The 24,604-nt window shown below is 70.2% G+C and carries 24 protein-coding genes, 1 tRNA gene and 1 pseudogene; 19 read left to right on the top strand and 7 right to left on the bottom strand.

Features of this window, described 5'->3' with window-relative positions:
• Nucleotides 1–343 precede the first annotated feature (343 nt).
• From OO52_RS41175 to purM, 7 genes and pseudogenes are all read left to right on the top strand, one after another.
• Complete coding sequence (locus OO52_RS41175; RefSeq protein ID WP_030656920.1) at nucleotides 344–694, top strand: effector-associated constant component EACC1; 351 nt, start codon at nucleotides 344–346, stop codon at nucleotides 692–694.
• Nucleotides 691–1,344: pseudogene (locus tag OO52_RS53435) on the top strand (caspase family protein); the annotation flags it as partial. The gene OO52_RS41175 and the pseudogene OO52_RS53435, both read left to right, overlap by 4 nt.
• A gap of 361 nt (nucleotides 1,345–1,705) precedes the next feature.
• On the top strand, nucleotides 1,706–2,719 hold the full coding sequence (locus tag OO52_RS53430) for an esterase-like activity of phytase family protein (protein WP_234339940.1): 1,014 nt from the start codon (nucleotides 1,706–1,708) through the stop codon (nucleotides 2,717–2,719).
• Nucleotides 2,720–2,761: 42 nt separating this feature from the next.
• Nucleotides 2,762–3,559, top strand: a complete 798-nt coding sequence (locus OO52_RS41165) for a maleylpyruvate isomerase family mycothiol-dependent enzyme (RefSeq protein WP_030656919.1) — start codon at nucleotides 2,762–2,764, stop codon at nucleotides 3,557–3,559.
• Nucleotides 3,560–3,595: 36 nt separating this feature from the next.
• Nucleotides 3,596–4,051 (top strand): META domain-containing protein, encoded by a 456-nt coding sequence (locus tag OO52_RS41160; RefSeq protein WP_030656918.1) that lies wholly within the window; start codon nucleotides 3,596–3,598, stop codon nucleotides 4,049–4,051.
• Between the two features lie 201 nt (nucleotides 4,052–4,252).
• Nucleotides 4,253–5,782 carry an amidophosphoribosyltransferase gene (gene purF / locus OO52_RS41155; RefSeq protein ID WP_030656916.1) on the top strand — a complete coding sequence of 510 codons (1,530 nt, stop codon included), beginning with the start codon at nucleotides 4,253–4,255 and terminating at the stop codon, nucleotides 5,780–5,782.
• Nucleotides 5,783–5,814: 32 nt separating this feature from the next.
• Nucleotides 5,815–6,882, top strand: a complete 1,068-nt coding sequence (gene purM, locus OO52_RS41150) for a phosphoribosylformylglycinamidine cyclo-ligase (RefSeq protein ID WP_030656914.1) — start codon at nucleotides 5,815–5,817, stop codon at nucleotides 6,880–6,882.
• A gap of 66 nt (nucleotides 6,883–6,948) precedes the next feature.
• Here the strand turns inward: purM and OO52_RS41145 are convergent, their stop codons facing one another.
• Together OO52_RS41145 and OO52_RS41140 are read right to left on the bottom strand one after the other, a co-directional pair.
• The gene (locus tag OO52_RS41145) at nucleotides 6,949–7,200 is read right to left on the bottom strand and encodes a DUF3073 domain-containing protein (RefSeq protein WP_030656912.1); all 252 of its coding nucleotides are present in this window, start codon (nucleotides 7,198–7,200) and stop codon (nucleotides 6,949–6,951) included.
• Between the two features lie 290 nt (nucleotides 7,201–7,490).
• Nucleotides 7,491–8,597, bottom strand: coding sequence for a Leu/Phe/Val dehydrogenase (locus tag OO52_RS41140; protein WP_030656909.1), 1,107 nt, complete (start codon nucleotides 8,595–8,597; stop codon nucleotides 7,491–7,493).
• 199 nt (nucleotides 8,598–8,796) lie between these two features.
• Between OO52_RS41140 and OO52_RS41135 the strand changes: the two genes are divergently transcribed.
• Together OO52_RS41135 and bldC are read left to right on the top strand one after the other, a co-directional pair.
• Nucleotides 8,797–9,639 (top strand): hypothetical protein, encoded by an 843-nt coding sequence (locus OO52_RS41135; protein ID WP_030656905.1) that lies wholly within the window; start codon nucleotides 8,797–8,799, stop codon nucleotides 9,637–9,639.
• 519 nt (nucleotides 9,640–10,158) lie between these two features.
• A complete protein-coding gene (bldC, locus tag OO52_RS41130; protein ID WP_003949541.1) occupies nucleotides 10,159–10,365 on the top strand; it encodes a developmental transcriptional regulator BldC in 207 nt (68 codons plus the stop codon).
• A gap of 474 nt (nucleotides 10,366–10,839) precedes the next feature.
• On the opposite strand, the gene OO52_RS41125 is transcribed toward bldC, so the two are convergent.
• The 3 genes from OO52_RS41125 to hrpA all read right to left on the bottom strand — a co-directional run bounded on the left by OO52_RS41125 (nucleotide 10,840) and on the right by hrpA (nucleotide 15,427).
• The gene (locus OO52_RS41125; protein WP_030656903.1) at nucleotides 10,840–11,034 is read right to left on the bottom strand and encodes a DUF6274 family protein; all 195 of its coding nucleotides are present in this window, start codon (nucleotides 11,032–11,034) and stop codon (nucleotides 10,840–10,842) included.
• Between the two features lie 279 nt (nucleotides 11,035–11,313).
• Nucleotides 11,314–11,388 (bottom strand) — tRNA-Asp (locus tag OO52_RS41120).
• Between the two features lie 94 nt (nucleotides 11,389–11,482).
• Nucleotides 11,483–15,427 (bottom strand): ATP-dependent RNA helicase HrpA, encoded by a 3,945-nt coding sequence (hrpA, locus tag OO52_RS41115; protein WP_030656902.1) that lies wholly within the window; start codon nucleotides 15,425–15,427, stop codon nucleotides 11,483–11,485.
• Nucleotides 15,428–15,514: 87 nt separating this feature from the next.
• Between hrpA and OO52_RS41110 the strand changes: the two genes are divergently transcribed.
• Nucleotides 15,515–16,573 (top strand): membrane protein, encoded by a 1,059-nt coding sequence (locus tag OO52_RS41110; RefSeq protein WP_030656900.1) that lies wholly within the window; start codon nucleotides 15,515–15,517, stop codon nucleotides 16,571–16,573.
• Here the strand turns inward: OO52_RS41110 and OO52_RS41105 are convergent.
• Nucleotides 16,570–16,890 (bottom strand): hypothetical protein, encoded by a 321-nt coding sequence (locus OO52_RS41105; RefSeq protein ID WP_030656898.1) that lies wholly within the window; start codon nucleotides 16,888–16,890, stop codon nucleotides 16,570–16,572. The two genes, OO52_RS41110 and OO52_RS41105, sit on opposite strands and share 4 nt — an antisense overlap.
• Nucleotides 16,891–17,117: 227 nt before the next feature.
• On the bottom strand, nucleotides 17,118–17,927 hold the full coding sequence (locus OO52_RS41100; RefSeq protein WP_030656895.1) for a class I SAM-dependent methyltransferase: 810 nt from the start codon (nucleotides 17,925–17,927) through the stop codon (nucleotides 17,118–17,120).
• A gap of 56 nt (nucleotides 17,928–17,983) precedes the next feature.
• On the opposite strand from OO52_RS41100, the gene OO52_RS41095 reads away from it, so the two are divergent.
• The 9 genes from OO52_RS41095 to OO52_RS41055 form a co-directional block, all read left to right on the top strand.
• Entirely contained in the window at nucleotides 17,984–18,700 is a 717-nt protein-coding gene (locus OO52_RS41095) for a GntR family transcriptional regulator (RefSeq protein WP_030656893.1), read from the top strand.
• A 482-nt stretch (nucleotides 18,701–19,182) separates the two neighbouring features.
• Entirely contained in the window at nucleotides 19,183–19,446 is a 264-nt protein-coding gene (locus OO52_RS41090) for a DUF6284 family protein (RefSeq protein WP_030656891.1), read from the top strand.
• A complete protein-coding gene (locus OO52_RS41085) occupies nucleotides 19,443–19,730 on the top strand; it encodes a hypothetical protein (RefSeq protein ID WP_030656889.1) in 288 nt (95 codons plus the stop codon). The genes OO52_RS41090 and OO52_RS41085 overlap by 4 nt, the downstream gene beginning before the upstream one ends.
• Nucleotides 19,727–20,617 (top strand): DUF2637 domain-containing protein, encoded by an 891-nt coding sequence (locus OO52_RS41080; RefSeq protein ID WP_030656884.1) that lies wholly within the window; start codon nucleotides 19,727–19,729, stop codon nucleotides 20,615–20,617. The genes OO52_RS41085 and OO52_RS41080 overlap by 4 nt, the downstream gene beginning before the upstream one ends.
• Nucleotides 20,617–20,988: an RRQRL motif-containing zinc-binding protein gene (locus OO52_RS41075; protein ID WP_037630859.1), complete on the top strand. Its 372-nt coding sequence runs from the start codon at nucleotides 20,617–20,619 to the stop codon at nucleotides 20,986–20,988. Before OO52_RS41080 ends, OO52_RS41075 begins: the two co-directional genes overlap by 1 nt.
• The gene (locus OO52_RS41070) at nucleotides 20,958–21,323 is read left to right on the top strand and encodes a DUF6251 family protein (protein WP_030656873.1); all 366 of its coding nucleotides are present in this window, start codon (nucleotides 20,958–20,960) and stop codon (nucleotides 21,321–21,323) included. The genes OO52_RS41075 and OO52_RS41070 overlap by 31 nt, the downstream gene beginning before the upstream one ends.
• A 218-nt stretch (nucleotides 21,324–21,541) precedes the next feature.
• The gene (locus tag OO52_RS41065) at nucleotides 21,542–23,080 is read left to right on the top strand and encodes a MarR family transcriptional regulator (RefSeq protein ID WP_030656870.1); all 1,539 of its coding nucleotides are present in this window, start codon (nucleotides 21,542–21,544) and stop codon (nucleotides 23,078–23,080) included.
• A gap of 151 nt (nucleotides 23,081–23,231) precedes the next feature.
• Nucleotides 23,232–24,035, top strand: coding sequence for a DUF7221 family queuine tRNA-ribosyltransferase-like protein (locus OO52_RS41060; RefSeq protein WP_030656868.1), 804 nt, complete (start codon nucleotides 23,232–23,234; stop codon nucleotides 24,033–24,035).
• On the top strand, nucleotides 24,032–24,604 hold a 573-nt coding region (locus tag OO52_RS41055), incomplete at its 3' end, for a bifunctional DNA primase/polymerase (protein ID WP_037671323.1). The genes OO52_RS41060 and OO52_RS41055, both read left to right, overlap by 4 nt.

Here is a 24,604-nt window from a genome sequence, read left to right as displayed (position 1 = left end):
CGGGCGGGGGCTTCCCTGTGGTGGCGGGTCGCCCCGAGGACCAGCGGAGCAGACCGGCCCCCGATCATGCGGGTGGCCGGCAGGCCGCGCGCGCCGCTCAGCGGGGCCTTTCGGGTTCGAGTCGGACACCGCATCCGAGGAGGCGGCGGCCGGCACGTCCTGGATCAGGATGATCGGCCCTGACCCGGAGGGCCCCGCGGGCGCGCGGTGAAGGTTCGGGAAGCCTCTTCGGCCGCAGGCGTAACCCGGTGCGGCCCGGGGAAGGAGGGGCTTGCCAACTCACCTGCTGCGTGGGGTGGTTGGGCAGGGCGACATCCGTGAGTGAGCCCGGGGGAGCGGCCGGATGGAGATCAGGTTCGAGGCGGCCGGAGCCGCACGCGAGGAAGAACTGCTGTCCCTGTACGACTGGCTGGCGGCCGACCGCGCCCTGCGCGGCCAGGTCCGGGTGACCCGGGTCGCCGAAGCCGGCTCGGGCACCGGGCGGATGGGCCCGGGTGTCGACCTGGTCCTCGCGGTGCTGTCCGCCGCCAGCGGCCTGGGGCAGCTCCAGCTGTCCTACCTGGCCTGGCGGCGGAGTTTCCGGCCGCGGGCCCGTGTCACCATAGACATCACCGGGGCCGACCCCGACCAGGTGGCCGAGCTGCTGCGCGGCTTCGGGCAGGCCGGCGACGACGCGGACGGGGAGCCGCGGTGACCGACGCCGAGGACCCCGGGACGGTCGAGAGTTTCGGCCGGATCGACCCGGAGCGATCCGCCTGTGTCCTGATCGGCGTGGACGACTACGCGCACCTGGACCCGCTGCGCAGCGTCAGGCTCAACCTCACGGAACTCCAGGCCGTGCTCACGGACCCGGACATCTGGGGCATCCCTGACGACGGCCGGCGGATCCGCACGGTTTCCAACCCGGCCTCACCGGCCGAGCTGGTCCGCCCGATCCGGGAGGCCGCCGCGCTCGCCGAGGACACGCTGATCGTCTACTACGCCGGTCACGGCCTGAAGGACCGCCACGAACAGCAACAACTGCTGCTCACCCTGCCCGACTCGGTCGAGGACCAGCCGGACACCTGTGTCCGGTCCGGCGACGTCCGCCGCGCCATCCGCGACACCGGTTCCGCGCTGCGCCGGGTGCTGATCCTGGACTGCTGCTACAGCGGCCAGGTGCTGACCGAGATGACGGACGGCCACCGGCACGTCGTCGAGATGGCCGTGTCGACGCTGAAGGACGTCGAAGGCTCCTACGTCATGACGTCCGGGCCGCGCGACCGGCCCTCGCACGCCCCCGACCCCAAGCGCTGCACCCTGTTCACCGGCGCCCTGGTCGACGTCATGCGCGAGGGGCTTCCCGACGGCCCGGAGATGCTGGGCCTGCACGACCTCTTCGTGGAGGTCAAGAAGCGCATCCTCACCCTCAAGCCCGAGGTGCCGCAGGAACCACAGGACCAGGACAGCAACGGCGTCGGCGCCCTCGGCTTCGTCCGCAACGCCGCCGTACGGTCCCGCTGGTCCCGGCCTGTGCAACAACCCCCGCCCACCCGCTGGCTAGCGCGTCCGCACCCCGGTCCTGTCGCTGACGGCGGGCGTCCTGGGGCTCGCCCTCGGCCTGGGCGTCCCGCCCCTCGTCGACTGGTGGCACGACATCCACCCGGCGGCCGCCGCCGGTCCCTGCGCGGTCCCCTCGCCGTCCGACCCGGCGGCCCCCCGCGCCGTGCTCCTCGACCACTCCGACGCCCTGAACAAGGAGAACGTCTACTACGAGAAGATAACGGGCCTGTCCGCCCTGGCCCTGGTCTCGCAGGGCAAGGACGTCAGGGCGCTGGCCCTCGCCGACAACTCCCCGGGCCGGGTCTGGCCGCTCACCCTCGGATCCCCCTCGAAGCTGGACCCCGTCCCCGACAAGTCGGTGCCGCTTCTCCGCGCCGACGGCACGAAGTTCCCGATCGACGGCGACTGGTACGACGGCGAGGGCATGGTCATCGAGAAGGGCGGCAGGACCATGCTGATCGCCTCCGAGACCGGCCCGGCCATCCGCCGCTTCGACATCGCCACCGGCCGGCAGGTCGGCAAGGACTTACCCATCCCGAAGGAACTGCGCTTCTGGCCCCAGGGCGCCGCGCAGACGGGCCGCAGCATCGAGTCGCTGGCCGTCTCCCCGGACGGCCGCCATCTGTACGCCGGCTGGGAGGCACCCCTGGCGAAGGACGGCGACCAGCGCGGCCGGGGCATCATCCGCATCCAGCGCTACACCGGAAGGGCCGGCGGCGCCTACGTCCCGGACGGGCAGTACGCGTTCATGGCCGATGACGGCATGTACCTGTCCGAGCTGAACGCCATCGACGACGACGGCGACCTGCTCGCGCTGGAACGCCAGTACACCGCCGGACTGGGCTCGGAGATTCGGATCGTCCAGCTCTCCCTCGCCCACGCCCAGAACGTCACGGCACTGACCTCCCTGTGGCACCAGCCGCCGAAGATCTTCGCCGCCGACGAACTGGTCGTCGACCTGGCCACCTGCCCCGTGGGCGGTCGCGGCCAGGTCGCCGTCCCGGCCTCGTCCGCCCAGTACCCGCTCCTCGACAACGTCGAGGGCATGGCCCTCGGCACCCCCTGGACGTCCGGCCGCTACAAAGGCTGGCACCCGCTTTACCTGGTCTCCGACGACAACGACAGCGACGACCAGATCACCCGTCTCTACTCGCTCGCGGTGAAGCTGCGACCGTGAATTCCGCGCCCGTGAACAGGGTCACCGAATAGGGTCACCGCCATGCCCACGGCCAAGAAGCGCACCAGGACCTACGACCCCGCGAAGACCCGTAAGGCGGTCCTCGCCCAGCTCACGCACGTACGGGACGCCGTCCGCACCCTCGGCCCCGAGCAGTTGGAGCTCCCCACCCGGCTCGGCGCCTGGACCGTACGGGACCTGATCGCACACATCGGCATGGCGGTCACCGCCGTCCACCGGGCCCTGGAGCGGCCCGCCCCGCCCCGGCAGACCGTCACCGTGGTCGAGTGGCCGTTCTCCACCGGGTCGCGCGCCGGCGCCATCGCCGACTTCACCCGGGGCCTCACCGCCGCCCACCCGGACCCCGGCGCCTACCTCGCCGACATCGACCGGAGCCTGCGCGCCCTGCTGGACGAGCACCCCGGCGGCCGGCTGCTGGACACCAGTGCGGGAGCCCTGCCGCTGGACGACTACCTCGTCACCCGCGCCCTCGAACTCGTCGTCCACACCGACGACCTGAACGCCGCCGTCCCCGGCCTGGAGGTGCCGTACGACCGGCAGGCCCTGGCCGCCACCACCCGGCTGCTCGCCGACGCCCTCGCCGTGAAGGCGCCGGGCGGCTCCACCGAGGTGCGGGTGCCGCCGTACGCGGTGGTGCAGTGCGTCGAGGGCCCCCGGCACACCCGGGGCACCCCGCCCAACGTCGTGGAGACCGACCCGCTGACCTGGATGCGGCTCGCCACCGGCCGGACCGCCTGGGCGGACGCGCTGGCCGCCGCCAAGGTCAGCGCGAGCGGGGAGCGGGCGGACATCGGGGAGCTGCTGCCGGTCATGTCGTAGCCGGAACCCGGGCCCGCCCGCGTACGTCGAATCACCATGAACCGGTACAAGCAACGCGTGACCCTGGCGGTGGCCGCCGTGCTTCTCCCGTTCACGGTGGCCTGTGGCGGCGAGAAGGCGGACAGTGGAGCGGTGAGCGTCCAGCAGCCGGTGACCGGGATCGACTGGCGGGTCGACGGCATCACCGTCGGCTCCACCACCCGGCAGGCGCCCGCCACCGCCCGCCTCCGCATCGACGAGGACGGCAAGGCGGCCGGCAACCTGGGCTGCAACCACTTCAGCGCCCGCGCCACCGTGCGCGGGGACCGCATCACCATCGGTGACCTGCGCACGACCAGGATGGCCTGCGGCCAGGAGCGCATGGACTTCGAGCGCGCCCTCGCGCGCATCCTCACCACCGGCACGCTCACCGCCAAGACCGACACCGGGAAGGCGACGCTCACCGACGGCGACGGCGACCGCGTCCACCTCAGCCGGAGCACCCCCGGCTGATGTGCGACACCTCACTCACGAATACGGCGAAGACGCCCGTGACCGGCCCGTACGACCCGTCCGGAGCCCCCGGCGGCTGGTGAAGCACCGCCGTGACCAGGGCAAACGCGGAATCACCCAAGGTGATCCAGACCGCCCGGCCGGTTACGGGCGCGCATCCCCAATTCGGACCAGTGGTCGACCTCGCCTACACTCGGTGGCGTGCCACGTGGTGACGGTCGACTCAATCACGATCTGCTTCCCGGCGAGAAGGGCCCCCAGGACGCTTGCGGCGTCTTCGGCGTCTGGGCTCCGGGTGAAGAGGTCGCAAAGCTCACGTACTTCGGGCTCTACGCCCTCCAGCACCGGGGTCAGGAATCCGCGGGAATCGCGGTCAGCAACGGCTCCCAGATCCTCGTCTTCAAGGACATGGGCCTGGTCTCCCAGGTCTTCGACGAGACCTCGCTCGGTTCGCTCCAGGGTCACATCGCGGTCGGACACGCCCGCTACTCGACCACCGGGGCCTCCGTGTGGGAGAACGCCCAGCCGACGTTCCGCGCCACCGCGCACGGTTCGATCGCGCTCGGCCACAACGGCAACCTGGTCAACACGGCGCAGCTCGCCGAGATGGTCGCCGACCTGCCCAACGACAACAACAGCCGCTCCACCCGGGTCGCGGCCACCAACGACACCGACCTGCTGACGGCCCTGCTGGCCGCCCAGGTCGACGAGGACGGCAAGCCGCTGACCATCGAGGAGGCCGCGCACGCGGTGCTCCCGCGGGTCAAGGGCGCCTTCTCGCTCGTCTTCATGGACGAGCACACCCTCTACGCCGCCCGCGACCCGCAGGGCATCCGCCCGCTGGTCCTCGGCCGGCTGGAGCGCGGCTGGGTGGTCGCCTCCGAGACCGCCGCGCTGGACATCACCGGCGCCAGCTTCGTCCGCGAGATCGAGCCGGGCGAGTTCGTCGCCATCGACGAGAACGGCCTGCGCAGCTCCCGATTCGCGGAAGCGAAGCCCAAGGGCTGTGTCTTCGAGTACGTGTACCTGGCCCGTCCGGACACCGACATCGCCGGCCGGAACGTCTACCTCTCCCGTGTGGAGATGGGCCGCCGGCTGGCCAAGGAAGCCCCCGTAGAGGCCGATCTGGTCATAGCGACCCCGGAGTCCGGCACTCCGGCCGCCATCGGGTACGCGGAGGCCTCCGGCATCCCCTTCGGCGCGGGTCTCGTGAAGAACGCCTACGTCGGCCGTACGTTCATCCAGCCCTCGCAGACCATCCGCCAGCTGGGCATCCGCCTGAAGCTGAACCCGCTGAAGGAAGTCATCAAGGGCAAGCGCCTGGTCGTCGTGGACGACTCGATCGTGCGCGGCAACACCCAGCGGGCCCTGGTGCGCATGCTCCGCGAGGCGGGCGCCGCCGAGGTCCACATCCGGATCTCCTCCCCGCCCGTGAAGTGGCCCTGCTTCTTCGGCATCGACTTCGCCACGCGCGCGGAGCTGATCGCCAACGGCATGACCATCGAGGAGATCGGCACCAGCCTTGGCGCCGACTCGCTCGCCTACATCTCCATCGACGGCATGATCGAGGCGACCACGATCGCCAAGCCGAACCTGTGCCGCGCCTGCTTCGACGGCGAGTACCCGATGGAGCTGCCGGACCCGGAGCTGCTCGGCAAGCAGCTGCTGGAGACCGAGCTGGCGGCCGGTCCGGCCGCGACCGCGGCGACCGACGCGATCCGCCGCCCGTAAGTTCTGCCGTACGACACGAAAGTTCTCACCCCATGTCTGAGACGACTGGTGCCAGCTACGCAGCCGCGGGCGTCGACATCGAAGCGGGAGACCGCGCCGTAGAGCTCATGAAGGAGTGGGTGAAGAAGACCCAGCGCCCCGAGGTGCTGGGCGGCCTCGGCGGCTTCGCCGGGCTCTTCGACGCCTCCGCCCTCAAGCGCTACGAGCGCCCGCTGCTCGCCTCCGCCACGGACGGCGTCGGCACGAAGGTCGACGTCGCGCGCCGGATGGGCGTCTACGACACCATCGGCCACGACCTGGTCGCCATGGTCATGGACGACATCGTGGTGTGCGGCGCCGAGCCGCTGTTCATGACCGACTACATCTGCGTCGGCAAGGTGCACCCCGAGCGTGTCGCGGCCATCGTCAAGGGCATCGCGGAAGGCTGTGTGCTGGCCGGATGCGCCCTGGTGGGCGGTGAGACGGCCGAACACCCCGGCCTGCTGGGCGAGGACGACTTCGACGTCGCCGGCGCCGGTACGGGCGTTGTGGAGGCGGACCGGCTGCTCGGCGCGGATCGCATCCGCACGGGTGACGCCGTGATCGCCATGGCGTCCTCCGGACTTCACTCGAACGGGTACTCCCTGGTCCGCCACGTCCTGCTGGACCGTGCCGGGATGGCCCTGGAGACCCAGGTCGCGGAGCTGGGCCGCACCCTCGGCGAGGAACTGCTGGAGCCCACGAAGATCTACTCGCTGGACTGCCTGGCGCTGACCCGCACGGCCGAGGTGCACGCGTTCAGCCACGTCACCGGTGGCGGGCTCGCCGCGAACCTGGCCCGGGTGATCCCGGACGGGCTGCACGCCGTGGTCGACCGCTCCACCTGGACCCCGGGCGCGATCTTCGACCTGGTCGGGAAGACCGGGAACGTCCAGCGCCTGGAGCTGGAGAAGACCCTCAACATGGGCGTCGGCATGATCGCGATCGTCCCGGAGGAATCCGCGGAGGTCGCCCTCGCGACGCTGGCCGACCGGGGCGTCGACGCCTGGGTCGCCGGTGAGATCACCGAGCGTGGCGAGAAGACGACCGGCGCGGAGCTGGTCGGCGACTACGCGGTCTGACCCTGCGGACAGCACAGAAGCCGGTCGGTGGCTGTGCCACCGACCGGACTGGTGCTCAATGCAAGGTCAAGCGCCTCGACGGTGCTGTGCGGGACCTTCGTCCTCGTCCTCGTCGTCGTCCTCATAGAGGTCGGCGTAGCGGGAGTACAGGTCGTCGTCGTCATGCTCATCGTCCGTGAAGCGGTCGCCGTTCGGCGACTGATTCGACGTCGATGCGCCCAGCTCCTCGGCCAGGCGTGAGAGGTCCGTCCCGCCGCTGTTGTACTTCAGCTGGCGGGCGACCTTCGTCTGCTTGGCCTTGGCCCGGCCGCGCCCCATGGCTCGACCCCCTCAACGACGGGGCTCGACGGCCCCAGAGTCTGACACGCGTTCATGATCTGGAACGGACTCTCCATGGAGAGGCCGGTCCGTAGGGCTTCCACGGTACCTGAGCCCGCGCCCATACGGTACGTCGCCCGCAGCACGCGCGTGTGCCCAGGACCTTCGAGGCGCCCTGTCCTCGCTGGTCAGTGGCGATTTTAACCACTTATCGGGGAACGACCCGCCGGTGGAAGTGAGAGTTCTCTCTAAGTTCCCGCCGACGGGTACCGCTCATGTGTGCGATCGGCTCAGCGCGCGGCGAGGGTCGCGCGGGCGTCGGCCATCCGCTGCTCGGCGATCCGGTCGGCCGCCGCGGCCGGCGGAATCCCGTCTTCCTTCGCACGTGCGAATATGGCCAGCGTGGTGTCGAAGATCTTCGCCGCCTTCGCCTTGCACCGGTCGAAGTCGAACCCGTGCAGCTCGTCGGCCACCTGGATCACCCCGCCGGCGTTCACCACGTAGTCCGGCGCGTAGAGGATCCCGCGGTCGGCGAGGTCCTTCTCCACGCCCGGGTGGGCCAGCTGGTTGTTGGCCGCGCCGCAGACCACCCTGGCGGTGAGCACCGGGACGGTGTCGTCGTTCAGGGCGCCGCCGAGGGCGCAGGGGGCGTAGATGTCGAGCCCCTCGACCCGGATCAGCTCCTCGGTGGAGGCGACGGCCGTCACCCCCGCGGGGTACTGCTCCAGGATCCGCTGGACGGCGTCCACGCGCACGTCCGTGATCACGACCTCCGCGCCCTCGTCGCGCAGGTGCTTCACCAGGTGGCGGCCGACCTTGCCGACGCCGGCGATGCCGACCTTGCGGCCGCGCAGCGAGGGGTCGCCCCACAGGTGCTGGGCGGAGGCGCGCATGCCCTGGTAGACGCCGAAGGCGGTGAGCACGGAGGAGTCGCCGGCGCCGCCGTTCTCGGGGGAGCGGCCGGTGGTCCAGCGGCACTCGCGGGCCACCACGTCCATGTCTGCCACGTACGTGCCGACGTCGCACGCGGTGACGTAGCGGCCGCCGAGGGAGGCGACCATGCGGCCGTAGGCGAGGAGCAGCTCCTCGGTCTTGTCGCGCTCCGGATCGCCGATGATCACGGCCTTGCCGCCGCCGTGGTCGAGCCCGGCCATGGCGTTCTTGTAGGACATGCCGCGCGCGAGGTTGAGGGCGTCGGCCACGGCCTCGGCCTCGTTCGCGTACGGGTAGAAGCGCGTGCCGCCGAGGGCGGGGCCCAGGGCGGTGGAGTGGATGGCGATCACGGCCTTGAGGCCGGTGGCGCGGTCCTGGCAGAGCACGACCTGCTCATGGCCGCCCTGGTCCGAATGGAACAGGGCGTGCAGGACATCAGCAGACGCGCCGGTTACGTCGGTCACTGTGGTGACTCCTGTGTACTAGCGGCGAGTGGGGTCGGTCCCCGTACGGGTGGCGGGGAGCCGTGGCATGAGCGTAGAGCCTCGGTTCCCTCACCATCCGCGCAGTGTTCAGGATCACTCTCCGGGGCCCGCTGTGCACGTATGAGCGTGGCACGATTTGCAGTGGTTTCGAGCCGGGTCCGATGGGGAGGGAGCAGGCGTGCCGAAGGTGTCCTCCGTGGTCGTCCCCTATGCCGCGTACCTGCGCGTGTACGAGCCGCTGGGCGCCTTCCCGGAGCCGGAGCGCGGGCACTGGGCGCGCTACGCCCGCCGCCCCGACCGCCCCTCCTACCAGGACGAACTGCGTCGCTCCCTGGCCGACCTGCTGCCCATCCCGCCGATCGCGGTGCCGGTGCACGAGAGCGGCGACGCCTTCGTGCTGGAGGTCGACGGGGTGGTCTGCGTGTGCCCCTGGCGGACCCGGCTGCGCGGCTGGCAGGCCCTGGAGGAGCTGGCGGAGGAGTTGCCCGCGCCGGTGCTGGACGCGGTGCTGCCCCCGGTGGTGCGCCGGCAGGCCGCCCAGGACTACGAGCGCTGGCTCGCCCGCAACCCCGACGCGCGCCCGTGGATCCGCACGGCGACCTGGCAGGTGCCGCTGAACTGGTTCGTGCTGGTCTCGGACGAGGAGCGGCGGTACGACAAGGGGACCGCCGACGTGCCCCCGGTGCTGCGCTACCGCACGCCGATGGTGCAGGCCCGGCGCCGGGTGGCGCGGGCGCTGCGCACGCTGAAGGACGCCGTCGAGGAGGGCCCGCTGATCGACGGCCTGGTGGACGTCGGCCGCTGGCTGGAGGAGTTCCACCCGCGCTCGCTGGTGGAGCTGGACTACGGCGGCCTGGTGCACGTGCTGCCGGCCGGCGAGCTGGAGGGCGACCATTCGGCGGCGGACGTGGCGGCCGGGATCGAGGCGCTGCGCCGGGGTGACGGGGCGGCCGCCGGGGAGGCGTACGGGCGGCTGGTGGAGCGGTGGCGGGCGGTACGGGACCGGCGCTCCGCGAACTGAGTGACGTACGTCACGGTCAAATCGGTGACAGAGGACGTACGTTCTACTCGCTTAGACCACCTGACGGGACGTTGGTCCCGATCTGGACGTATGTCTCAAGGGTGATGGACGGCACTTACCCGGCTCTTGCGCCTCTTGGCACCCCTCGTGCCAAAATAGGACAAGGAGTCCGGGGAGGGCTCCATCCGTCCAACTGTGCTCCATCATGGGCGGATTCTCAGCATTGCACGCTTTTGGGGGGTCTGGTGACCTCTGATCGTCCTGTGACTGATCGTCACAGTGGCGTGACTGTCCGCTATGGCATGGTCCATCGGCTTCCGTCGCTGATGAACACCTGGGAGGGCAATTCCATCGGTTTGGCCGACGCGGCTGGACAGATGGTGTAGTTGTAGTGCCGAGGACAAGCCGTTCGTCCTATAACCGACTCGACTCGCGTCCGCCATTTCGGGCAACGCGGGTCAAGGTGCAGAATTTAGAGGAAAGAACCGAGAAGGTTCGGTTCTCCCGAGGAGGCCGCTCATGACCGCTCGCACCCCTGATGCCGAGCCGCTGCTGACCCCGGCTGAGGTCGCCACCATGTTCCGCGTCGACCCCAAGACGGTCACGCGGTGGGCGAAGGCCGGCAAGCTCACGTCCATCCGTACGCTCGGCGGGCACCGCCGCTACCGCGAGGCCGAGGTCCGCGCTCTGCTCGCGGGCATCCCGCAGCAGCGCAGCGAGGCCTGAACAACTGCATAACCGGGCAAGACGGTCGGTCCCCCCACTGGCCGAGGCGCCCGGAACCCTAGCTCCAAGCGACGCGGGACCTGCCCCAACAGGCCCCTCGCCCAGGCCGAAGAGAACGTTGTAGGCAAGCGACACAGGGTGCGTCGTAGATCGCGCTGGACTCCGCCGGGTCCAGCGCGATCTTTTTTGTGCGCAGGTCGCGGAGCGTGGGCGGCGCTTGTGAGCGTCCTTGTCGGAGTCTGGGGAGGGGTGTCGGAACAGCTGTGTGCGACCCCTGGGAGCGGTGCAATTGCACATATTAAATTGACCCGTTGTATGAGGGGGGTAAGTACCGCTGTTCCAAAAACTCACGCGGTGACTCCCGTCACACCTCTGGGTGCTTGTTGCCTGCGGCTCGCATGCGTTAAAGGAGCTTTCGGGCGGGGCGCGTGCGTCAGATTCCCACGCTCGTACGGAGGTTGGGGCCGACGGGGGTCAGGGGCGGCGAGTGTCCTCGCCGTCCTCGGGGGCCTCCTGTTCGGCCTCCTGGGTCTGCGGGGCGGCATCCATCGCCAGCCGCAGCAGGCGGTGGCAGATGGGACAGTGGCGGGTGAGGTGCCCGTAGGAGGAGGCGGCCGACAGATGCGCCCTCAGGAGCGCCCGCGTCTCATGCCTGACCGACGCCGCCATACGCCACCTCCGGGGGCCGCACAGAGGGAACGAGCCCTGCTCCCTGAGTACCGAGGGAATGTGACGCCGTCAAGACGACGGGGGGCTCCGCAGGTTGGGCCGGGCTGACGGGTGCCGGCGCCGGGGGCGCCCCTCGGGGCCGTGTCCCCAGCCCCCTTCGGCCCTGCCGGGCTTCGCGCATTCAGAGGCCCGCTGTCCTCTGGGGGATGCGGGCCCGAACTTCTGGGGATATGAGTGAGGCCCGCTCTCCCTCGCGGGATGCGGGCCTCAGCCATTATGCGGTCCTGACGGGATTTGAACCCGCGGCCTCCACCTTGACAGGGTGGCGAGCACTCCAAACTGCTCCACAGGACCTTGTTTCGCGGCGCTTTTCGTGCGTTGCGCTGCGAGAAGAGACTGTACAGGAGGGTGAGGCTCCTGGTCGAACTCACCCTCCGTACGGGAGCGATTACGGGACGGCCGCGTCGATCGCCTTGATGATCCGCTTGTCGGAGACGGGGTACGCCGTGCCCAGCGCGTGGGCGAAGTAGCTGACCCGCAGCTCCTCCAGCATCCAGCGGATGTCCAGGACGGCGGGCGGCACCGGGCGGCCCTTCGGGAGCTGCTCCAGGAGCCAGGCGTACTCGTCCTGCATCTCGTGGACCTTCTCCATGCGGGTCGTGTCCCGCTGGACGTTCGTCGGCATCTGCTGCAGGCGCCGGTCCGCGGCCACCAGGTAGCGCATCAGGTCGGGCAGGCGCCGTATGCCCGCCCAGGTGACGAAACCGGGCTTCACGAGGGCGTCCAGCTGCTTGCGGACGTCGGTCAGGTTCGCGAGCAGCGCGGGGCTGCGGACGGCCTTCAGACGGCGCTCACAGGCCTGCCAGGCGGCGAGGACCTGCTGCACCTGGGCGACCGTACGGACCGTGGTGTCCACGATCTCCGCCCGCACCTTGTCGTACAGCTTCCGGTACGACTCCTCGTCCCACGCCGGCCCCCCGAAGTCCGCGATCAGCTTGTCCGCGGCGGCCATCGCGCAGTCGTCGAACAGGGCCTGGATCGAACCGTGGGGGTTGGCCGACAGGGCGAGCTTCTGGGCGTTCGTCAGCTTTTCGGACGCGAACTTCGCCGGGTTCACCGGGATGTTGCGCAGGATGAGGCGGCGGGTGCCCTTCCACATGGCCTCCGCCTGCTCCTCCTCCGTGTCGAAGAGGCGGACCGAGACCGTGTCACCGTCGTCCACCAGCGCCGGATAGGCCTTGACCGGCTGGCCGGCCCGGCGTGTCTCGAAGACGCGGGTGAGGGTGCCGATCGTCCAGTCCGTCAGGCCCTTGCGCTCCAGGGACTCCCCGCCCTCGCGGGACGCGGTCGCCGCCGCGGCCTGCGACAGGGCCTTGCGTGCCTTCGGCTTCAGCCGCAGCTTCAGCGCCTCCAGGTCCTTGTCCTCGGCCAGCTTCCGGCGCCGCTCGTCAACGATCCGGAACGTGATCTTCAGGTGGTCGGGGATCCTGGCCCAGTCGAAGTCGTCCGCCTCGAACGGAACACCGACCATCCGTTTCAGCTCGCGCGCCATCGTCACCGTCAGCGGCTCCTGGAGGGGCACCGCCTTCTCCAGGAACCTCTTCGCGTAGTTCGGCGCCGGGACGTAGTTGCGGCGGATCGGCTTCGGCAGGGAACGGATCAGCTCCGTCACCACCTCCTCGCGCAGGCCCGGGATCTGCCAGTCGAAGCCCTCGTCCGTGACCTGGTTGAGGACCTGGAGCGGGATGTGGACCGTCACACCGTCGGCGTCCGCGCCCGGCTCGAACTGGTACGTCACCCGGAACTTGAGCTGCCCCTGCCGCCAGGTGTCGGGATAGTCGGCCTTGGTGACCGCCTCCGCCGACTCCCGGATGAGCATCTCCCGCTCGAAGTCCAGGAAGTCCGGCTGCTCCTGGCGCTTGCGCTTCCACCAGGAGTCGAAGTGGGCGCCGGAGACGACGTGTTCGGGCACCCGCTGGTCGTAGAACTCGAAGAGCGTGTCGTCGTCGACCACGATGTCCCGGCGCCGGGCGCGGTGCTCCAGCTCCTCGACCTCGCTGAGCAGCTTGCGGTTGTCGGCGAAGAACTTGTGGTGGGTGCGCCAGTCGCCCTCCACGAGCGCGTTGCGGATGAACAGCTCGCGGGAGACCTCCGGGTCGATCCGGCCGTAGTTCACCTTCCGCTGGGCGACGATCGGTACGCCGTACAGCGTGACCTTCTCGTACGCCATCACGGCCGCCTGGTCCTTCTCCCAGTGCGGTTCGCTGTACGTCCGCTTGAGCAGGTGCCCGGCCAGCGGCTCGACCCACTCCGGCTCGATCTTGGCGTTCACCCGCGCCCAGAGCCGGCTCGTCTCCACCAGCTCGGCCGACATCACGAACTTCGGCTGCTTCCTGAACAGCGCGGAGCCCGGGAAGATCGCGAACTTGGCGTTGCGGGCGCCCAGGTACTCGTTCTTGTTGCCGTCCTTCACGTCCTTCATCCCGATGTGGGAGAGGAGGCCGGCGAGGAGGGAGACGTGGATCCGGTCGGCCGGGGCGTCGTCCTCGTTGGGGTGGATGCCCATCTGCTTGGCGACCGTTCGCAGCTGGGTGTAGATGTCCTGCCATTCGCGAATGCGCAGGAAGTTCAGGTACTCCTGCTTGCACATCCGGCGGAAGGACGACGAGCCGCGCTCCCGCTGCTGCTCGCGGATGTACCGCCACAGGTTGAGGTAGGCGAGGAAGTCGCTGGTCTCGTCCCTGAAGCGGGCGTGCTGCTGGTCGGCCTGGGTCTGCTTCTCGGCCGGACGCTCGCGCGGGTCCTGGATGGACAGCGCGGCGGCGATGACCATGACCTCGCGGACACAGCCGTTCTTGTCGGCCTCCAGGACCATCCGGGCCAGGCGGGGGTCGACGGGCAGCTGGGCCAGCTTGCGGCCGGTGTCCGTGAGCCGCTTGCGGGGGTCCTTCTGGGCCGGGTCCAGCGCGCCCAGCTCCTGGAGGAGTTGCACGCCGTCGCGGATGTTGCGGTGGTCCGGCGGGTCGATGAAGGGGAACTTCTCGATGTCGCCGAGGCCGGCCGCGGTCATCTGGAGGATGACGGAGGCGAGGTTCGTCCGCAGGATCTCGGCGTCCGTGAACTCCGGGCGGGCGACGAAGTCGTCCTCGGAGTACAGACGGATGCAGATGCCGTCGGACGTACGGCCGCAGCGGCCCTTGCGCTGGTTCGCGCTGGCCTGGCTGATCGGCTCGATGGGCAGCCGCTGGACCTTGGTGCGGTGGCTGTAGCGGCTGATCCGGGCGAAGCCGGGATCGATGACGTACTTGATGCCCGGCACGGTCAAGGAGGTCTCGGCGACGTTCGTCGCCAGAACGATCCTGCGCCCGGTGTGCGGCTGGAAGACGCGGTGCTGCTCGGCGTGCGAGAGCCGGGCGTAGAGGGGGAGCACCTCGGTGAAGCGGTACTTCTTCTTCTCCAGCGCGTCCGCCGTGTCCCGGATCTCCCGCTCGCCGGAGAGGAAGACGAGGATGTCGCCCGGGCCCTCGGCCTGGAGTTCCTCCACGGCGTCGCAGATGGCGGTGATCTGGTCCCGGTCGGCGTCGTCCGACTCCTCTTCGAGGAGCGGCCGGTAGCGCACCTCCACGGGGTAGGTCCGCCCGCTGACCTCGACGATCGGGGCGTCTCCGAAGTGCCGGGAGAAGCGCTCCGGATCGATGGTCGCCGAGGTGATGACGACCTTCAGGTCGGGCCGCTTCGGCAGCAGCTGGGCGAGGTAGCCCAGCAGGAAGTCGATGTTGAGGGACCGCTCGTGCGCCTCGTCGATGATGATCGTGTCGTAGGCGCGCAGCTCGCGGTCCGTCTGGATCTCGGCGAGCAGGATGCCGTCCGTCATCAGCTTGATGAAGGTGGCGTCCGGGTTCACCTGGTCGGTGAACCGCACCTTCCAGCCGACGGACTCGCCGAGGGGCGTCCTCAGCTCCTCCGCGACCCGCTCGGCGACGGTCCGGGCGGCGATCCTGCGGGGCTGGGTGTGCCCGATCATGCCGCGCACGCCCCGGCCCAGCTCCAGGCAGATCTTCGGGATCTGGGTGGTCTTCCCGGAACCGGTCTCACCGGCCACGATGACGACCTGGTGATCGCGGATGGCGGCCGCGATCTCGTCCTTCTTCTGGCTGACCGGCAGCTGCTCGGGGTAGGTGACGGCCGGCACGCGTGAGCGCCGCTCGGCCATCCGGGCCTCGGCCTTGCCGACCTCGCCGTCGATCTCGGCGAGGACGGCGGCGCGGGCCTCCGGCTTACGGATCTTGCGTGCGCCCTCCAGTCGCCGCCCGAGCCGGTGCGCGTCGCGCAGCGACAGCTCGGTCAGACGGGGTGCGAGGGTGCCGAGGGCGGGGGCGGGATGCGTAGACATACGCGGTCCAGGATCTCACCTGGGGCGAAAAACAAGCGAACGATTTGACCGGGGCGCGATGTCACGGCATGACCTAGCGTGGTCGATATGCCTGATTCCCCGCACGGAGACCACGGCCGTCCCCCGACCCGCGCGGAGCGCTGGGCGGCGTTCAAGGCATCCCCTTTCCTCCCCGCCACCGTCCTCCTGTTGATCATCGCTGTCGCGGCCGGCTTCTTCGCGGGTTCCTACACGTACGCCATGGCGAACCCGACCCCGCACAGCATCCCCACGGCGGTGACCGGCGCCTACGACCAGCCCGCGGCCCGGCGGTTCGTCGACGGCATGGAGAAGGCCCTCGGCGCCTCCTTGAAGCTCCAGCCGTACGGCGACCGGGAGGCCGCGGTGCGGGCGGTGGACCAGCAGAAGGTCTTCGCGGTGGTCGACGCGCCCGCCGGCGGCCGGACGATCAACCTCGACGTGTCCGGGGCGTCCGGGGCGACGGTGGCGCAGGTGCTGGGGGAGGCGGCGGTGAAGGTCGGCAAGGCCACCGGCCTCACCGTGGTGCTCCACGACCTGAAGCCGTTGCAGAAGGGCGACCCGAGAGGACTGGCCATCTTCTACATCTCCCTGGCCGCCGTGATCATCGGCTTCGTCGGGGCCATCCAGCTCAGCGTGCACGCGTCGGAGCTGAACCCGCTGGAACGCATCTCCTTCACCGTCGCCTACGCCCTGCTCGGCGGGTTCACGATCGCCGCGGTGGTGGACTGGTTGCTGGGGGCGCTGAGGCTGCCGTTCGTGGAGTCGTGGGCGATCCTCGCCTTCACCATGTTCACCTCGGGCATGGTGTTCACGATGTTCAACACCCTGGTCGGGCGCTGGGCCATGCTGCCGACATGGGGGCTGATGGTGCTGCTGGGCAACCCGTCGTCCGGCGGTGCCGTCTCCTGGCCCCTGCTGCCGTCCGTGCTGGGCACGATCGGCCGCTGGTTGCCGCCCGGTGCCTCGGTGAACGCCCAGCACACGGCGGTGTACTTCCGCGGCCACCAGCACGCGTTCCCGTTCCTGGTGCTGGCGGGCTGGGCGGTCGTCTCCTGCGCGGTCTTCCTGATCTGGCGGCACCGCCATCCGGGCGGCAGATCACGGCAGCCGGCCCACGCTGCCTAGGGGGTGCGCTGGGCGGGCGGAGCCGGCGGGGCGGCCTCGGTGTGCCGACGGGCCTGGCCGTCCCCGAGGGCGATCGACTTCGCGGTGTTGGAGACGGCCTTGATGCCCAGGTAGGCGGTGGTCGTGCTGCTGACGGCCGTGAACGCGGCGGTGAGGATGCCGACGATCACGGCCTTGTCCCCGTCGAGCTGCCACACGCCGAAGGCGGCGACCGAGGCGATCGACAGGTTGCTGATGACGACCGCGAGCAGCCCGTACCGGGCCCGGTCCTTCTCCAGCTCGGTGTCCTGGCTGGCTCTGTCCTGGTCCCGGCCCATGTCTCCCCCTATGCGAAGAGCCCCTCTCCAGTGACCCTGGAGAGGGGCTCAGGCCCTGGTAAGGGCGGCTGTGGCTGGGGCCGGGGTCGAACCGGCGACCTTCCGCTTTTCAGGCCGTGTCCAGGCGAGCGAGGCGCTGACCATGGAGGCTATCAGTGCTCTCACTGGGACGCGGTTGTGCGCTGGTGTTGGCGTACGGGTTGGCGTACGCCAACAGTTCCCAGTCATCAGTCCGGAGCCGTGCCCACGGCCAGAAGGTGCGAGCTGGCGGCAAGCAGCTCCGGGTACGGCTCTGCCATGCGCGCGGCGGCCAAGGCGGAGGCAATCAGATCGTCCGTGGGTCCCTCGCCCGGCTGCTGCTCTGCCGCCTTGACCAGCGACCATGCGGGCCCCTCGATACCGAAGACCTGCACGCCTGTCAGGCCAGCCGCTACAAGCTCAGCCACCAGCTCTTCGGCTCGGTGGAAGTAGGAGACAGTGAAGCCCCGTACGCCGTCGTAAGTGGCCGTCTCAAGAATCTTCGAGACGGAGTCGTGAATCCGCTCCTTATGCAGGTGGGCGTACGTGACGTGCTCGAAGAGCGAGGCATACCGGTTGATTGCGGCCGCAGCTACCAGGCCGCCCGGCTTCACGACACGGCACGCCTCCGACAGTGCCTTGGCGCGGTCGGCCGGATCGGGGAGGTGGTACAGCGGGCCCAGAAGCTGCACAACATCGAAACTGCTGTCTGGCTCACGCAGGTCACGGGCGTCACCGAGGACCGCTGAACAGACGGCCGACGCACTCTCGACGTGGCGGGGGACGGGGTCTACGAGAGTGACCTCATAGCCATCCTTCACTAGCCACTCGGCATGAACCCCCGTTGCTCCGCCCACATCGAGCACGCGAGCCGGTGCGGGGGGCAGGAAGCGGCGGAGAAGTTCCTGGGTTCGGACCAGTTCCATGCGTCCGTCTGCCGAGACTCGCAGGCGGCTGTCCTCGTTCGCTGTCTCGCCGTAGAACCGCATCACGGAGGCGTCCAATTCGAGGTTCGACATGCTCGCAGTATCCTGTGTACCGGTGGACCAGTCCAGCGGCCGGAATAGGGGAAGCCATGGCAGTCCTGAAGTACGAAGAGATCGCCGAGTCCTTGCGCGTCCGTATTGCCGCTGGTGAGTTCCCTCCTGGGGGAGTTATCCCGTCGGGGCGCGACCTGGCCGAGCAGTGGGGCGTGTCACGCGCCACTGCCATCAAGGCCGTAGATGTGCTGCGGAATGATGGCGTCGTCGTCGCCAAGCAGGGCACCGGCTTCGTGGTGACAGAAACTCCCGTCGCGCGCCCTGCCGGCGCCCGGCGCGCGGGGTCAGCGCGCATCCTGGGAGGCATGCCGTTCAAGCGCGTCGGGACACCGGACTGGGCCGAGCCTCCGTCGCGGGTCGCCGTCGCGTTGGGGCTGGCTGACGGAGTCCTGGCCCTACGGCGGGTGCGGGTCCTGCAACTCCCGGACGGCACGCCCAATAGCTGTGTAGAGGCGTGGTTTCCTCCTGAGATCGCGGAGGCCGCGCCCCGCCTAGCTGACACTGCACCGATCGCCGAAGGTACGACGCGCTACGTGCGGCGGCAGACAGGGCGGTTCCCCGTTGAGGGCGTGGACATCACGACGGTGCGCCTTGTCACGGAGGTGGAAGCCGAGCGGCTGGGTGTCCCGTTGGGAACGGCCGTTGCCGTCCTGCTCCACACGGCCAAGGACGAGCAGGGGCGCCCCCTCGTCTGCGAAGAGGGCGTGACGCCGTCCTCGCTCTTCGAGCAGATCGATACCTATGCGATGTAGTCGCCCATCCGGCAACGCCTAGCTGGACCGGTCCGCCGGTCCAGCTTTTTTCATGGCTATGCGACGTCTCTGACGTGCGGCTTTGTTGATGCTCCGTCACTTCACGACGTCTTGCCGCTTGACTGGACCGGTCCACCGGTCCAGTCTGGGTCGTGCGAAGCCGCCCCCGCTTTTCGGGCGGGGGCTGGCTGTGCTGGTTCGGGATAGCTCTGTCGTCCGCGAGGGGGCCCCGCCGCCAGTCATCGCTTGAGAACTGCATAGGTGGGCCCCGTCTCCCCGAGTTGAAAAGACGGACCGCGCGGCTACATCGCGCATCGACCTCTCCGCAGCTTGCCTGCTGCGGCCGGTTGCCTCCGCTGCTCGTCTCGCACGAGCGGTGCTGAGGGGAGCCGGATCTGCCGACTTCAACGGCGCGCGGCTCCCGGGGTGCCTCCCGGGAGCCGCTGTTCGGGCCGTTCCATCGCTGAGAGGAACACGACCCAATGAGCCACATCGTCACTGTTCAGGACGCTGTTACCGCGTTCGAGCCGTGGATGGAGCCCACGGACGCGGAGCTGGACGCCATCGACGCGGAGATGCCGGTCATCCGCGCGGAGATGGAGTTGCTGGACGCCCAGATCATCGTCATCGACCGCACCCCGTCCGAGCTGGACGAGCGGCGCATCCGCAGGGCCCGCCGGCGCGTGCTCGCCGCTCACCGCGACCACGTCAACGGCCTGGCCGGGCAGCCGGGTGGTGCCGCATGAGCGCGAACCTCTCGCCGGGCGCCCTGCCCGTGGTTGTCCTCCGTGTCGGCTCGCTGCTGATGCTGGGGGCCACGGCTTGTCTGCTGGCGCTGCGCGAACCGCTGTGGCGCCTCGCTTTGCTCGTCGGCGCCATCGTCAACGCCGTCGGGTGGCTGCGGAACCTTCGCGAGCGCTCCACCGGCGTTCCCGTTGCTCCCGGTGAGGAGAGCGACGAGGACGAGGAATTCGAGTCCTTCGCATGGGAGTACGGCGACCTGCGCGACGGCGGGGAGGCGAACCGATGAGCCTGCACCGCAAGGGGCGCGCCGCTCTCGTGTTCGCGCTGGTCGTCGTGGTCGCGATGGCCTTCCGGGTGTCCTGGAACGCGCTGCGCGACATCGCGGGCGCCATCGGCGCGGACGGTACGGCCGCGACGCTGTACCCGTTCGTTGTCGACGGCCTCATGGCTCTGGCTCTGATCGCGACGCTCGTGCTCGCCGGGCGGGACCGGGTGTTCGCGCTGCGGGTGCTGGCCGCCTACACGATCGCCTCGCTCGTGTTGAACTACGTGCACGGCCTGGTCCCGGAGCTCCACGGCCGATCGGTCGACTGGGGTCGACTGGCGGACTGGGACCCGGCGAACTGGGTGCTCGTGCTGCTCGCCACCTCGCTGCCGGTCGGGTCGATCTACTTCGGGTCCGACCTCGTGGCGAAGGTGCTGCACCACCGCCCCAGCCCGATCACAGTCTCGATCGCGAATGCGGAGGAATCGACCAATACCGAGAGGAATCGGTCCAGGTCTGACCTTGCGGTATCGATCCCGGCGCCGATCACGCCGGACGTGAAGCCGCTGCCCCGACCGGTGGCCGTCGGCTTCCTGAAGTCGACCGTCCCGGCCAAGCCGGTCCAGGCCATCGAGCAGCCGCCCGTGACACCGATCGAGCGGCGCGCGGTCGCGGTCGAGTCGACCAGGCCGCGCCGGGCAACGGGCCGCGTGCCCGAGGTGGCCCGCACTCCGCGACCGAAGCGCACCCCGGACGAGCTGCTGGCCGAGGCGCGGAACGCGACGGCCGATTGGCCGGACGCCAAGTTGACCGCCGAGGGCATCCGCCGTGAGGTCCGCACCTCGCCGGCCAACGCCCGCGCCCTGCGCGACACCCTGCGCGCCGAACGCGGCCTCCAGGCCGTGTGATGGGCGCCCTTCCCGTCTACCGGTGGCGGCTCGCCCCGGACGGCTACGCCACCTACCGCCAGCTCCGCGCCCTGGGCTTGCGTCCGGGTGGTCAGGGGGTGGCGGCGCAGGTGGAGCGGCCACGGCGCCGGCGGGGCCCGCTGGTCGCCTACCTCTACCGCATCGACCGCGCGAAGCCGGTGCGTCCGATGACCCCGGCGAAGTGGGCGGCTCTGGCCAGGGCCAACGCCGCCCGCCGCACATGCCCCGAGTGCCGCCGGGACGCGGGATACGTCATCCCGCCCTCGCTCGGCATGTGCACTGCCTGCGCTTTCCCCGACAACGCCCCGGAGGGTGCGTCATGGAACAGCTCCCCGCACACCGCCCGCTGACCGTCGTTCAGCTCCCGGACGGCAGCCACGTCTACGCCGACCCGGCCACCCTGCCCGCGCAGCAGCCCGCCGGGCCGCAGGTGGTGCACATCCACCAGGCGCCGCCGGACCGCACGGTGCAGCGCGTCGCGCTCGGCTCCGGGGTCGGTGCCGGTGCGGTCGCGGCCGGCGTCTACTTCGGCCCGCTGCTCGTCGGCGTGCTCACCGCCATCGCCGCGAACCTGGCGATGCTCGCCTTCATCGCGCTCGTGCTCGGCTGGGCCGTGGTCACCGTCGTCCGCTCCGTCACCGAGGGCGGCAAGGGCACCGGCAAGCGCGGCCGGAAGGGCCACTGAAACACCCCGAGGCCGTAGGCGGCTCTCAGGGCGCCTGAGCCCCCTTCCGGGTGGGGTTTGACTCCCGGAAGGCTGTTCGGCCGCCACAGGCCCCGTAGCGACGCGACGCCCGCGCCGCCCTGGAACGGGCCCGCGCCGTCGACCCCGAGGGCGTCACCTCCCTGCCCCACCGCGCCGAACGCGAACTGCGCACCGCCAAGCGACGCGTCCCGGACCCGATGTGGCTGTTCGCCACCAAGACGACCACGGCGTTCGGCATCGCCGGATACGTCTGGCTCCCGCAGGTGCCCACGCGTGTGTGGGTGTGGTCGGCCGTCGCCGTCGTCGCGGCCGTCACCGCGCTGTTCGTGTGGGTGGCCGTGCGCGAGCGCGACACCACCGGCCTTAAGCCCACCGCCGAGGAGTCCGCGCTGCTGAAGCGTCTTCAGCCGCAGCACTGGAAGGACCACGCCGAACAGCGCGGCCTCGCCGGGACGCTGACCGGCCGGCCCAAGCTGACCGAGGCGGGCATCGTCGTCTCCGTCCGGCTCGACGGGACGTGGACGGCGACCAAGCTCCGGGCCGCCGAGGACCACATCCGAGCCCTGCTCGGCGCTCGCACGAGCCTGCGCATGCAGATCAAGGCGGGCAAGCAGGGCGGCTGGGCCGAACTGATCCTGCGCACCCGCAGCGCGGCCGACGGTGACGACCTGAGGTGGACACCCGAGCGGCGCTCGCTCGGTGTCGACACCGTCACCGGCGAGCAGGTCACCGTGCCGCTCGGGGAGCGGCTGCTCATCGCCGGCCGGTCCGGCGCGGGCAAGTCCGTGGCGTCCCGGCCGCTGCTGTACGACGCGTCCGAGGGTGCCACGAACGCGCTCGTCATCATCGATCTCAAGCGCGTGGAAGGCAGGTTGTGGGACCACCGGGCCCGCGTTGCCTCCACCCCGCGCGAAGTCATCGACGTGGTCGATGAGCTGGAGACGGAGATGCTGGAACGGCTCAGCATCCTGCCCAAGGGCCAGGACACCTGGACCCCCACCCCCGACCGGCCGCGCATCACGGTCGTCGTGGACGAGGGCGCCGAGGTCATGACGGCCGCCGACAAGGTCCCCTACGAGGCCGAGACTGGCGACGGCAGGACCCGGACCGTGACCCGGTCCGCGCTGCCCGGCCTGGAGTCCATCGCCCGCATGGGCCGCGCCGCCTGCATCGACCTGTGGTGGATGACCCAGAAGCCCAGCATCAACGACGGCATCCCCAAGCAGATCGCCCCGCAGATCGGCGTCTCCATCTGCCTCGCGGTCCGCACCCCCGCCGAAGCCCGCGTCGTCCTCGGCGAGGACGCACAGGCCAAGGGCTGGAACGCCGACGAACTCCCCGTCCCCGGTGTCGCGCTGATCCGGGATGGCAAGCGCAAGCCGGACCCCGTCAAGGTCCGCTACATGGACAAGGCCGTCGTCATTGCCCTGCCCGACCGCACCCCGTGGTCCCGCACCATCGCGCCCACGGTGGAAGCCGCGGGCGCCTCGACGCTCACCCTCGTCACGAACACGGCGCCGGACGAGCCCGCGACGGACAGTGCCGTTGCTCGCGTTCTCAAGGCCATCGAGACCGCCGACGAACCGGTCGCGCAGAAGGACGTCGTCACCATCACGGGCCTGTCCAAGGGCGCCGTGTCCAAGGCCGTCAAAACCCTCACCACCGGCGGCACGGTCGTCCGCACCCTGGACGGCCGCCTGACCGCCACGCGCGGCGACGACACCGCCGCCGCCTGACCCACCACCCAAGACGACGGCGGCCCCCTTCCGCCAAGAACCGGGGCCGCCGCCAACCCAGCACGCTGATACCGAACTGGAGGCATCCAGGATGACCCAACCCACCGCCCTCCCGCGAGCCTTACCGGCGGGAGCTCCCGCCGTGGGCGGGATGCGGTTTTACCTGACGACCCACAAGCGGCACTGGCTGCGCCTGACCGACGTGCCCCTGTTCCTGAAATCCGAGCACTTCGACCGCGCCACCAAGTGGGACGAAGCCCGCGGCCCCTACGCCATCGACTCCGGCGGCTTCATGGAGCTGAAGAACAAGGGCACCTGGACCCGCACGCCCCGCCAGTACGTCGATGACCTGCGCCGCATCTGGGAACACGTCGGCCCCTACGACTGGGCAGCACAACAGGACTGGATGTGCGAAGACGCCATCATCAACGGCGGCACCTTCCAAGGGCAGCACTTCGTCGGAACCCACCTCAGCGTCGCCGAACACCAGCGCCGCACCGTCGCCAACTTCCTCGAACTGCGCTCCCTCGCCCCCGACCTGCGTATCGCTCCCGTCCTGCAAGGGCGAAGCATCCCCGAGTACGAGCGGTGCGTGGAGCTGTACGAGAAGGCAGGCGTCAACCTGCGGCGTGAGCCGGTGGTGGGGCTCGGTTCGGTGTGCCGGTTGCAGTCCACCCGCGAGGGCGCCGCGATCGTCACCGCCATGGCCGCCCACGGCTTCAAGCTGCACGGCTTCGGCTTCAAGATCCTCGGTCTGGAACGCGTCGGGCATCTGCTCGCTTCCGCGGACTCCGCCGCCTGGAGCTCCCACGCCCGCCGCCGGCCGCCCCTGACCGGCCACACGCACAAGAACTGCGCCAACTGCATCGACTACGCCCTCAACTGGCGCACCCGCGTGATCAGCGCCATCCCCACCCACCAGCAGACCCTGCTCATCGACAGGAGCGCAGCATGAGCGGCGACCTGCTAAGTGCCGCCCTCGCGGCAGCAGACGCGGCGTCCTTCAAGGCGCTCTGCGAGCGCCACGGGCAGCCCGTCCCCACGACGCGCACGATCCGGACCGCGAGCGGCGGAGCCCACCTGTACTTCACTTCGCCGGGCGGCACCCGCCTGTCCAACACCGTCGGAACCCTGGCCCCGCTCGTGGACACCCGCGCCCACGGCGGCTACGTCGTTGCCGCGGGCAGCGTGGTCGACGGCTTCCGCTACCGGGTCGACGGGCCTGCGCTGCTGCGGCCGGTGCCGCAGTGGCTGCTTGCCATCCTCGCCCCACCGCACCCCGTCAACCGCCCCACCACGCCCGCCCCGCTGCCGGTCGTGGCTGCGGGGCGTCGGGGTCGCTACGCGGAGGCGGCCCTGCGGCACGAGACCGCCACCGTCGCCGCCACACAGGAGGGCGGACGCAACGCCACCCTGCTGCGCGCAGCGCGGGCGCTGGGCCGGTTCGTCGCCTCCGGTGAACTGCCCCGTCCCATGGTGGAGGAGGCTCTTCAAGGGGCGGGAGAGGCGGCCGGTCTGCCGCCG

This window comes from Streptomyces flaveolus (genome assembly GCF_000716535.1).
Lineage (GTDB): Bacteria > Actinomycetota > Actinomycetes > Streptomycetales > Streptomycetaceae > Streptomyces > Streptomyces flaveolus_A.
The sequence above is the reverse complement of the archived record's forward strand: the minus strand, read 5'-3'. Positions and strand labels throughout refer to the sequence as shown.